Genomic DNA, 11,522 nt, shown 5'->3' with positions numbered 1-11,522 from the left:
CGAGTTGCCGGACGGGCTGCAACATTAACCGTTCCCTTACCGTCGTATGCACGGTGATAATGAAGCGACCAACTGCGAATAGCTGTAGGAGCGCGCAATGCAGCCCCGTCTGAGGCGGAGCGCCACCGAGTCAATGGTGGCGGGCGTTTGTGGCGGTCTCGCCGAGTATTTCAATATTGACCCGGCGATCGTGCGCCTGATCTTTGTAGTGGTAACCCTCACCAGCGGGCTCGGATTGCCGGCCTATCTGATCCTGTGGGTGGTGATGCCCAGGGCGGCGCCGGCCAGCATGCGGCAGCTTTCGGGTGCTATGGAACAATCGGCGCAACGCGCCCGCACCGGCGGTGGCGAAGCACCCGATGAGGCGCCGGTTCCGTCTCTCGAACAGTTCGCTGGCCAGCCATCAGGCATGGAAGGCAGCGCCGAGCAGCCGGCGCCACCGCCGGAATCCGCCGGTCAGCCCGAACGTCGCCACGCTCGCTGGCGCACCCTCGGGCTGATCCTCATCGGGATTGGCGGACTGGTCCTGCTGGATCAGTTCGGTATAGATACGTCCTTGCTCTTTCCCGCGCTGCTGATCGTCGCCGGGGTGATCCTGTTGCAACGCCAGCGCTGAGGCTTGCCAAACTGTGTACGATCCGGTATAACGAATCAACAGACTATAACCGTGGCGCTAGAAAGGAGCATTGCTATCGAGACCGGAACTATTGCCCGCCGCGTCGTCGAGCTGGCCGAAGACAAGCAGGCTAATGAGATTGTGCTGCTCGACATTCGCCCGCAAAGCGTTATCGCCGATTATTTCGTGATTTGCTCCGGGGAAAATGATCGCCAGATCCGGGCAATTGTAGACCACATTGACGAAAAGGTGCACCAGGAGTTTGGACTGAACCCGCGCCGCGAAGGCACCCCCGAAACCGGTTGGATCGTGCTCGACTACGACGATGTCGTCGTTCACGTGTTCAGCCCGGCCCAGCGCGAGTATTACCGCCTGGAGCGGTTGTGGAGCAAGGTGCCCCCTGTGGTCGTAGTGCAATGAGACCCGCTGATGAGCGTTAAACGAGATAAGGTTCTTGGAGCATATGAGTCTGAGCGGTAAGGTGGCAATCGTAACGGGCGGAACCGGCGCCCTGGGCAGCGCAGTGGTTGATACGCTACTCAACGCCGGCGCCGCCGTGGCTGTTCCCTATCGCCGCGCCGGTGAACTGGACGCCCTGCGCGAGCGCCTGGGGCGCTCCGGTGACGCTGCACTGTCCGGCGCGCAGGTGGATCTGACGGATGAACAGGGCGTGCGGGCGTACTACGATCAGGTCGCGGCAACGGCGGGCGGTCTGGATATTCTGGTGAACGTAGCCGGCGGCTTCGACGGGGGCAAGCCCGTGCACGAGACCGATTGGGCGCTCTGGCAGCAACAACTCGATATCAATCTCAAGACGGCCGTGATCTCGTGCGCCGCGGCGACACCGCATTTGATCAGCCGCGGAGGCGGGGCCATCGTCAATGTGAGCACTCGCACCGCCACGCAGGCCGGCGCCAACCTGGCCGCCTATGCCGCCTCGAAACGGGCGGTGCTGCAACTGACCGAGGCCCTTGCCGCCGAGTTGCGCGACTACAACATCACTGTCAACTCGATCCTTCCCAGTACTATTGACACGCCCGCCAACCGCCGCGCCGCCCCGCAGGCCAACCACAGTCGCTGGGTGCCGCCGGAGGCCATCGCACGGGTCATCCTCTTCCTCGTCGGTCCCGACGCGCGGATCGTTAGCGGCGCCCACATACCGGTCTATGGCAAGGCGTAATCCCGGGGGTGGGGCGCCAGGAGCCGCTCCCCTTGTTGAAGGAGCAGGGGCTTCTCTGCGCGCGTCACCCCTCGCTGTCCAGGGCAACGGTCTCGTATGCTCAGACAGCGCGGCAGACCTTGTGGCGCCACAGCGCACCGGGTGAGATGAGCAACCGGCATCTCCGTGCTTACTGAGCAGCAGACCCGCAGGGGCGACCGGCCGGTCGCCCCTGCGGGTCTCTGGAACAAGCGGGTCAAAACCTGCTCCTGCAGGCTCAAGTCGCACAGGACCTGCGCGCAAGGGAAAGATGCGCGTCAGGATCGGCAACGGCAAAGATCATCCCGAAGGCGCCATCACTCCTCCACGGGCGTATCGAGGAAGGGGTAGAGCATGCCGCTGGTGAGCGTGGAATGGGCCGAAGACCCTTCGCTGAAGCGGAACGAGCCAAGCACCTTCATGTAGTTGGCGCGCTCGAAGGCGGCCGGCTCGGCCACGGCAATCTGTGACATGCTGCCCTGCATCAGGGTGATCGAGTCGTACTCGTGCTCGACCATCCAGGCCTGCAGGTCGGCAATGATGCTGCGCACAATCTGCTGATAATTGCCCCGTAGCAGCGCCGAGGCCATCTGCGTCACCTTCGCACCGGCCATCATCGCCTTCAGCACATCGAAGGCCGTGTGCACTCCGCCCGAAATGGCGAAGTCGGTATGCACGCGCCCGTGGAGGATGGCGACCTCGCGCAGGGGGAGGCGCAGATCCTCCGAGGTGCTCAGGCGCAGATTTGGCACCACAGTGAGGTTTTCCAGATCGAAATCGGGCTGGTAGAAGCGGTTGAAAAACACCAGCCCATTGGCCCCGGCCTCGACCAGGCGCCGGGCGAAGTTAGGCAGGGCGGTGAAGTACGGGCTGATCTTCACCGCCAGAGGGATGCGCAACTCGGCCCGCACCGCCCGCACCAGTTCGATGTAGGTCTGCTCGAGCTGGACGCTGGTCAGATCCGGGTCGGTGGGAATGTAATAGATATTGAGTTCGAGAGCATCAGCCCCGGCCTCCTCGATCAGCTTGGCGTAGTGGACCCAGCCGCCCTTCGAGACGCCATTGAGGCTGCCGATGACCGGAATGCCGACGGAACGTTTCAAGCGGCTGACGTGCTCCAGGTACTGCTCTGGCCCGATGCTGTAGCGCCCGGTATCGGGCAGATAGCTCAGCGCCTCAGCGAAACTCTCGGCCCCGTGGCTGAGCAAGTAGTCAATCTCCAGACTGGCGTGGATGATCTGCTCCTCAAAGAGTGAGGACATTACTACCGCCGAAGCGCCGGCTTCTTCCAGGCGCTGCACCGTCTCCACGCGGTTTGAAAGCGGCGAGGAGGCGATCACGATCGGGGTTTTCAGGTGCAGGCCGAGGTACTGGGTGCTCAGGTCAACCATCGCAGTAGCTCCTGGATAGGAGAATCCAGAGGACCAGGAATCGGCGGATGAGGGGTCAGGAGCGCTAAGGTCAGCACTGGTCGGTATCCGCCCGTCACACTCCTGGTTCCCCTATCTGCCGGGTTCCTGGTTCCCCCGGCTCTCCAACTTGTCCTAAACTTCCTTATCCAGCATTTGCTCGAGCCGATGATAGTGCTCGGCGTTGGTGCGCATCGCTTCGGCGATCAACTCCTCGGCGCGGTGCGGGTCGCTGCGCTGGAGGATCTGGAAGCGACCCTCTCCCGCAATGTACTGCTCAATCGAAATCGAGGGCGCCTTCGAGTCGATGGTAAGGGGGTTCTTACCCTCGCGGGCCAGGGCCGGGTTATAGCGGTAAAGGGTCCACATCCCCGACTGCACGGCCAGTTTCTGCTGGTCGAGGCCACGGCGCATATCAATGCCGTGGGCGATGCAGTGACTGTAGGCGATGATCAACGACGGGCCTTCGTAGGCGTCGGCCTCGAGCACCGCGCGCAGGGTCTGCACGTCGTCATAGCCCATCGCCACCCGCGCGACATAGACATTGCCATAGGCCATGGCGAGCAAGCCCAGGTCCTTCTTAGGAGTGGTTTTACCTTTGGCGGCAAACTTCGCCACGGCGCCGAGGGGCGTCGCCTTACTGGCCTGCCCGCCGGTGTTGGAGTACACCTCGGTGTCGAGCACCAGAATATTAACGTTGCGCCCCGAGGCCAGTACGTGATCCAGACCGCCGTAGCCGATGTCGTAGGCCCAGCCGTCGCCGCCAATGATCCACACCGAACGGCGCACCAGCACCTCGGCCAGAGAGTCCAGATCGCGCAGCAGCGGCGTGTCAGCGTCCGGTCTGCCCGCCAGTTCGGCGGCGATGCGCTGCTTGAGCAGGGCCACCCGTTCGCGCTGGGCGCGAACGCCGGCCTCGTCGTGCTGATCGGCGGTCAGCAACGCTTCGACCAGATCGGGGCCAAGGCGCCCGGCGAGGCGGGTGAGCAACTCCCCGGCATACTCGCGCTGCTTGTCGATCGTTAGACGCATGCCCAGGCCGAACTCGGCATTGTCCTCGAAGAGCGAGTTAGACCAGGCCGGGCCGCGGCCTTCGCGGTTCACCGTCCAGGGCGTGGTGGGCAGGTTGCCGCCGTAGATTGACGAGCACCCTGTGGCATTGGCGATCACCGAGCGATCGCCGAAGAGCTGGCTGACCAGTTTGACGTAGGGCGTTTCGCCACAGCCCGCGCAGGCGCCGGAGAACTCGAAGAGCGGGAGCAGCAACTGCGAGTTCTTCACCGTGTTAAGCTGGAGCTGGGTCCGGTCCACCTCGGGGATGTTGAGGAAGAACTCCCAGTTGGCGGCCTCTTGCTGGCGCAGGGGAGCCTGAGGGGCCATGTTGATGGCCTTGCGCCCGGTCTGGCGCTTATCCTTCACCGGGCAGGCCTCGACGCACAGGGCGCAGCCGGTGCAATCCTCCGGAGCGACCTGGAGGGTGAACTTGTAGCCCGGAAACTCCCTGAAGCGCGCGTCGGCGCTCTTGAAGGCGGACGGCGCGCCGGCAAGGGCCTCGGGAGCGTAGATCTTCGGGCGGATCACCGCGTGGGGGCAGACGAAGGCGCACTTATTGCACTGGATGCAGATGTCCGGCTCCCAGACAGGGATCTCAATGGCGATGTTGCGCTTCTCCCAGCGAGCAGTGCCGGTGGGATAGGTGCCGTCGAAGGGCAGCTTGCTGACGGGCAGGTCGTCACCGTGCAGGCTGATCATCGCCCCGAGCACCTCGCGCACGAAGGGCGGCGCGCCGGGAGTGACCGGCGGGCGCATATGGTAGCCGTTCTGCTCTGGATCGACCGGCGGGATCGGCACTTCGTAGAGCCGGCTGAGGGTCTGATCAACGGCCATGTAGTTCTGTTTGACCACCGCATCGCCGCGCCGTCCGTAGGTCTTCTTGATGCTGCGCTTGATCTGAGCGATGGCCTCGTCGCGGGGCAGCACGCCGCTGATGGCGAAGAAGCAGGTCTGCATCACCGTATTGATGCGCCCGCGCATGCCAGTGGCCGCTGCAACTGAGGTGGCGTCAATCACCCAGAAGTGCAGACTTTTCTCGCGGATAGTCTGGCGCACCTCAACCGGCAGTCTGGACCAGACCTCATCGGGGCCGTAGGGGCTATTGAGCAGGAAGACGCCGCCGGGGCGGGCGTAGCGCAGCACCTCGAAGCGTTCGAGGAAGCTGAACTGGTGGCAGGCGACGAAGTGGGCCTGGCCGTCGCCGATCAGGTAGGGGGCGCGGATCGGCTCGGGGCCAAAGCGGAGGTGCGAAATCGTCACCGAACCGGACTTCTTCGAGTCGTACACGAAGTAGCCCTGGGCCTCGTAGTCGGTCTCCTCGCCGATGATCTTGATGCTGTTCTTATTGGCCCCCACCGTGCCATCGGAGCCAAGGCCCCAGAAGACACAACGGACCGTGCTCTCCGGCTCGACATCGAAGCTGCTGTCGTAGGGCAGGCTCGTGCCGGTCACGTCGTCGTTGATGCCGATGGTGAAGCGGTCGCGCGGATGGGGCGCATCAAGTTCATCGAAGACGGCCTTGACCATGCCGGGGGTGAACTCCTTGGAAGAGAGGCCGTAGCGCCCGCCGATGATGGTGGGAAACGGCCGATGGGGGCCGCCGCCATTGTGGAAGTGACCGCTGCCATAGCCATAGACCGCCGAGACCACGTCGAGGAAGAGCGGCTCGCCAGCGCTGCCCGGTTCCTTGGTGCGATCAAGGACGGCGATGGCGCGCGTGGTAGGCGGCAGCGCGGCCACGAAGGCCTCGGCGGCGAAAGGCCGGTAGAGTCGCACCCGCACGACGCCTACCTTCTCGCCGCGGGCGGCCAGGAAGCGGACCACCTCTTCGGTCACCTCGCCACCGGAACCCATAATCACAATCACCCGCTCGGCATCGGGCGCGCCGGCATAGTCGAAGAGATTGTAGCGGCGCCCGGTCAGGGCGAAGAACTGGTCCATCGTCTGCTGGACGACGCCGGGGCAGGCGATGTAGAAGGGGTTCACGCTCTCACGGGCCTGGAAGTAGACATCAGGGTTCTGGGCCGTGCCGCGCAGGACCGGATGCTCGGGCGAGAGGGCGCGCGCCCGGTGCGCCCGCACCAGCTCATCGTCAATCATTGCCCGGATGACGCTGACGTCCAGGGGCGTGATCTTGTTGACCTCGTGCGAGGTGCGGAACCCGTCGAAGAAATGCACGAAGGGCACGCGCGATTGCAGCGTAGCGGCGTGGGCAATCAGCGCCAGATCCTGAGCCTCCTGAACCGAGCCGGAGGAGAGCAACGCCCAGCCGGTAGCGCGCACTGCCATGACGTCAGAGTGGTCGCCGAAAATTGACAATCCCTGCGCGGCAAGCGATCGGGCAGCAACGTGGAAGACCGTCGGGGTAAGTTCGCCGGCGATCTTGTACATGTTAGGGATCATTAAGAGCAGACCCTGGGAGGCGGTAAAGGTGGTGGTCAGCGCGCCGGTCTGCATCGCGCCGTGGAGGGCGCCGGCGGCGCCGCCCTCGGACTGCATCTCGTAGACGGTAGGAACAGTACCCCAGAGGTTCGGTTTGCCCGCCGCGGCGAAGGCGTCCGCCATCTCACCCATCGGCGTGGAGGGGGTGATCGGGTAGATCGCCACCACCTCGCTCAGCATATATGCCACATTTGCCGCGGCCTCATTGCCGTCAATGGTTATTTGCGGGATCGGTTCGGCAACGCCAACAGCGCTTTCAAGGTCCGGACGTACATCCATGAGGATGCCTCCTCTGTGAGTATCGAGCAACAAGCATCGTAACAAGGCTAGTATAGGATTTGCGCCGCCTTGCACGAGGTAAAGGCCGTGCAACCTTTGGTAACGATCTCTTTTCTTCCTGTCGAATATGGCATGCGCAACAATATGCAGTGAGCGGCGTGTGCACGACCTATGCGACAACTCAGCCTTCGCATCGAGAACCACCGGTCGATGTATAACGCGCTGTGTTATACTGCTTCCCACAGGGTGACATTTCGCTCATCCCCTCCGCTGCAGGAGAGTGGAACAGCGAGTACGATAGCGGTACTCGATGGTTCGTGCGGCAGGTTCCTGAACGGGAAGGTCCGAGAGGTCAGGGATCCTCGCGGCAAGCCGTGTACCAGAACGATCACCAGCGGCGTGGCGGCGGGTTATTCACGGCATACAGGGAGCAGACTATGACACCAACACTGATCGTCCTTGCCGATACGTTGCGGCGCAGGGATCTGGCTCGTCCCCTTGGCCCGGCAGCCATGTCGCTGTTCGAGGCGCTTATCAGCGATACCGTTGATGTGGCACGGGAGATCAATGGCGCGCGGGTGCTGATTGCCCGGGCTCCGCACGTGGGGCTGGATGTGCTCCCCTCGGCAGACGTGACGGTACGCACGCTGGCGGGAGCGGGACCGAAGTTCCTCGCCGCGCTGCTCAAGGAGACGCTGGAGGGAGGTGAGCCGACGGTGGTGGTCGGCGGCGATCTCCCTCATTTGCCGCCGTGGCGCCTGCGCGACGCGCTCACCCACCTGGCTGCGGGGGCCGGGGTGGTGGTTGGCCCTCAAGATCGCGAGGGGTGGTATCTCCTGGGATTGAGGAGCGCCGAACCACTGCTGCTCCGCACGCTACCCGCGCGGGACGAGAATCCCGAGGCGCTGCTCTGCGCCGCCCGCGGGCTGGACCTTTCCGTCGCCATCCTTCCGAGCTGGTTCGGCGTCAACGACCTGGCCGATCTGGAGGCCCTGGCCAGCATGTTGCGAGACATGCCCGCAACGGTGGCCAGGCGCACCCGTGCGGTGCTGGCCGGCGAGAACGCCCGCGCCGTCGGCGGTTGACGAGATTGTCATTTGTGACGCTGGTTACAGTCAGCCTCCTCCCATCACGTCCCGGTATACTGGTTGCACCATCATCCCGTGACAATACGGCAATACGGAGGAAAGCCGAGTATGAGGCAGGAACCGCACAGCGCGACGACGCCGATGCCCGTATTCATCGACACCGATGTCGGCTGTGATGACGCCCTGGCCATCGCCTGGCTACTGCGCCGTCCCGAGGTCAAGGTGGTCGGGATGAGCAGCGTTTTTGGCAACAGCAGCGTCCAGAATACGACCGCAAATCTCCTCACGCTTCTCGATGCGCTGGGACGCGAGGCGCCGGTGACGATGGGCGCCTCGGCCCCGCTGGTCTATCCCCGCACCAGCGCCGGCGCGCTGACCCACGGCCCCGACGGGCTGTGGGGGGCGCAGCGCCCTCACGATCTGGAAACGCTACCTGCGGGCGCGCCCGGGGCCATCGCCGCAGCGGCGCGCGCGCACCCCGGCCTGACGATCATCGCCCTGGGGCCCCTCACGAACATTGCCCGCGCTGTACAGGCCTACCCTGAAGATCTGGTCGGGGTGCGGCTGGTAGCCCTGGCCGGCGCCCACGGCGCCGGCTCGATTACGCCCGCCGCCGAGTTTAACGCCTTCGCCGATCCGCACGCCCTGGCGCTGGTGCTCGAAAGCTCCCTGCACGTCGAACTGGTCACCCGCGACGCCTTCCGGGCTCTGGAACTGGACCGGACGTTCGCCATGCGGTTACAGCACGAAGGTGGCGCGGTCGGGCGCTTCCTCGGCCAGATATTCGAGAGCTATGCCCGGGCCGTGAACCGCCAGATGGCGCCCGTTCCCGTTCCTGATGCCGCGGCGGCCATCTATGCTGTGCATCCCGACCTGGGTGTGGCCGTACCCGCGACCGTGCGGGTCGTGACCGAGGGTGAACTGACCCGCGGTCAGACGATTATAGCTCTGAGCGAACAACATCAGGCCATGCTGGCGCTTGGAACCCACGGGGTTGAGCACCTGGCGATGAACGTGACGGCGCCTGATTTTGACTATCTGGAGGCGCTGCGCCAGGCCAGCGCTCGCGCGCCGCGGAACGCTCAGGTAGTGCTGGAGATTGATGCGCGGACAATGGCGGAGATGCTGGAAGCCGGCCTGATGGAATGGGGAATGGAGCGCGCGGTTGGCAGGTAGGCGCCCGTAGGGAGAGGCGCGGCAATCGGGCTTCCCTACATTGAAGCCGCAGGGCAACCCTGCGGCTTCGTTCGATTCAGGCTTCGAGTTTCTTTTGCGCGTCCATCGCGCCAAGGATCTTGTTGGTGAGGTAGCTGGCCAGCCAGGCTGCGGCGAGGCCCAGGAGTAGATTGAGCAACCCATAGACGAGCCGGCGGCGCAGATCTTCGTCCATTTAGTCCTCCCGTCGTCCTGCAAGCAAAGTGGCAAAGTAGAGCAACTGAGCGATCGCCTGCGCGGCCGCGGCCACATAGGTCAGCGCGGCGGCGTTGAGCACAGCGTTTACCCCGTTCATTTCCTGGCTGGTGACCAGGCCATTGCGCTGCAACATCGCTCTGGCGCGGGCGCTGGCGTTGAATTCAACCGGCAGGGTAACCAGGGTAAACACGACGGCGGCGGAGAAGAGGATCAAGCCGACGGTTGCGAGGGTGTAGCCGAAGCCGCTGCCGGAGAAGGCGGTTAGCATCAACCCGATGAAGAACAGAATAACCCCCAGGTTCGAACCGAGGTTGGCGATTCCGACGATGCCGGCCCGCGCCCGCAGCCAGAAATAGCCCTCCTGATCCTGAGCGGCATGGCCGAGTTCGTGGGCGACAATGGCCATCGCGGCGACCGAGGGCTGTAAGGAGCCGTCGGAGAGCCGCATCACTGCACCGCGCGGATCGTAGTGATCGGTGAGCATGCCGCCGATGCGCTCCACCTGAACATGGGAGAGATTTTCGTTTCGCATCAGCGTCTGAGCCACATCGAAGCCGTTCAGACCGCGAGCGTTGGGCACCTGCGACCACTTGCGATAGGCCGCCTGGACGCGAAACTGCGCCCACAGCGCCAGGAGCAAAGCTGGCAGGGTAAATACGAAGTAGAGGGGATCAAACCACATCATTATTGCATCTCCGTTCGACTAACGAAGCAATTATCGCGTAAATAGTATACCATTCCAGACGCACGGCACTCATAAGAGCAGCATAAGAACAGAGCGGGAGACATGCAAAACGTGACGTTCCGCTGGTGCAAACCAGAGGGTTGCACCAGCGGAGGAACCATCTGCCCCTACAATGGTGAGCCTTCACCCTCAGTGGGGGGAGAGGGCGCTGGCGGAGGGGGAGGAAGATAGCGCCGGACGACCTGCCGTTCGGCGAGACGCTGCCCGAGCACAACCAGTCCCCCTGCCGCCGCGCCGAGAACGAACCCTACCAGGATGCCCCGCAACAGCGGCCATTCATCCACCTCGGGGATAAGGCGCGCAACGTCTTCGGCGATGGTACTCACATGTAACTCCTGGGCCCCGGTCACGACAGCGGCAGTATAGCACGGGGAGCGGGTTGGCGGCAACTAGGGCGCTGAGGCGCTGAGGCACTGAAGGGGTTTACGCCTGCCGAACAGGCGCTCACCGCAGGGGAGCTAAGGAGTGCAAAGGAGCCAGCTATGCTGACCGACGCCCTTGGGCGGCGGATCGAACTCAACGGGCCGCCGCAGCGGATCGTCTCGCTCGTGCCAAGTATGACGGAGTGGCTGTTCAGCGTGGGCCTGGGGGCGCGCGTTGTTGGCGTCACCGAGTACTGCATCGAGCCTGCGGCGGGGCTGGCCGGGCTGCCGCGCCTGCGCGGCACCAAGAACCCCGACCGGGCGCGGATCGTCGCCCTGCGGCCCGACCTGGTGATCGCCGACCAGGAGGAGAACCGCGAGCGCGATGTTCTGGCCCTTGCTGCCGCCGGCATTCAGGTGTACGTAACCGCCATTCGCAGCGTGGCCGATGTGCCGGAGCAACTCGGGCGCCTGGCCCTGGCCCTGGGGGCGGCTGACCAGGCTGCTCCCGCCCTGGAGGAACTGCGCGCGGCAATCGAGGCGGCGGAGCGCGCCCTGCCCGCCACGCCGCGCCCGACCATCGCCTTTATCTGGCGCGACCCGTGGATGGCAGTTGGCGCCGAGACCTACGCTGGCGATCTGCTACGGCTCGGCGGCGCCGCCAACTGCGCTCTCCAACTCCCTGGTCGCTACCCGCGCGCGCCGCTTGACGCATTCATGGCCCTGCGCCCGGAGGTGATCCTCCTGCCGAGCGAGCCGTACCCCTTTAGTGAGCGTGACCTTGAAGCCTTCGCGCCCTACGCCGATGTACCCGCGGTGCGCGAGGGGCGCATCGTTTTCTGTGATGGGACGCTGCTCACCTGGCCCGGCCCGCGGACGATCACCGCGCTGCGGGTGATGCGCGCGTAGGGCCGAAG

The 11,522-nt window shown here is 64.4% G+C and carries 11 protein-coding genes; 6 read left to right on the top strand and 5 right to left on the bottom strand.

Features of this window, described 5'->3' with window-relative positions; genetic code table 11:
- Nucleotides 1-97 precede the first annotated feature (97 nt).
- The 3 genes from NZU74_04865 to NZU74_04855 are packed head-to-tail and all read left to right on the top strand — an operon-like array spanning nt 98 to nt 1,796.
- Nucleotides 98-616, top strand: a complete 519-nt coding sequence (locus tag NZU74_04865) for a PspC domain-containing protein (protein ID MCS6880642.1) — start codon at nt 98-100, stop codon at nt 614-616.
- A gap of 51 nt (nt 617-667) precedes the next feature.
- The gene (gene rsfS, locus NZU74_04860; protein ID MCS6880641.1) at nt 668-1,036 is read left to right on the top strand and encodes a ribosome silencing factor; all 369 of its coding nucleotides are present in this window, start codon (nt 668-670) and stop codon (nt 1,034-1,036) included.
- A 43-nt stretch (nt 1,037-1,079) separates the two neighbouring features.
- Entirely contained in the window at nt 1,080-1,796 is a 717-nt protein-coding gene (locus tag NZU74_04855) for an SDR family oxidoreductase (GenBank protein ID MCS6880640.1), read from the top strand.
- Between the two features lie 335 nt (nt 1,797-2,131).
- Here the strand turns inward: NZU74_04855 and NZU74_04850 are convergent, their stop codons facing one another.
- Complete coding sequence (locus NZU74_04850; GenBank protein ID MCS6880639.1) at nt 2,132-3,205, bottom strand: dihydroorotate dehydrogenase-like protein; 1,074 nt, start codon at nt 3,203-3,205, stop codon at nt 2,132-2,134.
- A 153-nt stretch (nt 3,206-3,358) separates the two neighbouring features.
- Complete coding sequence (gene nifJ / locus NZU74_04845) at nt 3,359-6,997, bottom strand: pyruvate:ferredoxin (flavodoxin) oxidoreductase (GenBank protein ID MCS6880638.1); 3,639 nt, start codon at nt 6,995-6,997, stop codon at nt 3,359-3,361.
- A 437-nt stretch (nt 6,998-7,434) separates the two neighbouring features.
- Between nifJ and NZU74_04840 the strand changes: the two genes are divergently transcribed.
- On the top strand, nt 7,435-8,082 hold the full coding sequence (locus NZU74_04840; protein MCS6880637.1) for a DUF2064 domain-containing protein: 648 nt from the start codon (nt 7,435-7,437) through the stop codon (nt 8,080-8,082).
- A gap of 111 nt (nt 8,083-8,193) precedes the next feature.
- Entirely contained in the window at nt 8,194-9,261 is a 1,068-nt protein-coding gene (locus tag NZU74_04835; protein MCS6880636.1) for a nucleoside hydrolase, read from the top strand.
- Nucleotides 9,262-9,337: 76 nt separating this feature from the next.
- Here NZU74_04835 and NZU74_04830 read toward each other — a convergent pair whose 3' ends face one another.
- The 3 genes from NZU74_04830 to NZU74_04820 all read right to left on the bottom strand — a co-directional run bounded on the left by NZU74_04830 (nt 9,338) and on the right by NZU74_04820 (nt 10,569).
- Entirely contained in the window at nt 9,338-9,475 is a 138-nt protein-coding gene (locus NZU74_04830; protein MCS6880635.1) for a hypothetical protein, read from the bottom strand.
- A complete protein-coding gene (locus NZU74_04825; protein ID MCS6880634.1) occupies nt 9,476-10,183 on the bottom strand; it encodes a zinc metallopeptidase in 708 nt (235 codons plus the stop codon). It abuts the gene before it with no gap.
- Between the two features lie 167 nt (nt 10,184-10,350).
- The gene (locus NZU74_04820; protein ID MCS6880633.1) at nt 10,351-10,569 is read right to left on the bottom strand and encodes a hypothetical protein; all 219 of its coding nucleotides are present in this window, start codon (nt 10,567-10,569) and stop codon (nt 10,351-10,353) included.
- 156 nt (nt 10,570-10,725) lie between these two features.
- Here NZU74_04820 and NZU74_04815 point away from each other — a divergent pair, with 156 nt between their 5' ends.
- Entirely contained in the window at nt 10,726-11,514 is a 789-nt protein-coding gene (locus tag NZU74_04815) for a helical backbone metal receptor (GenBank protein ID MCS6880632.1), read from the top strand.
- Nucleotides 11,515-11,522 lie beyond the last annotated feature (8 nt).

The organism is Chloroflexaceae bacterium, assembly GCA_025057155.1.
GTDB lineage: Bacteria > Chloroflexota > Chloroflexia > Chloroflexales > Chloroflexaceae > JACAEO01.
This window is presented reverse-complemented; position numbering and strand designations above follow the sequence as displayed.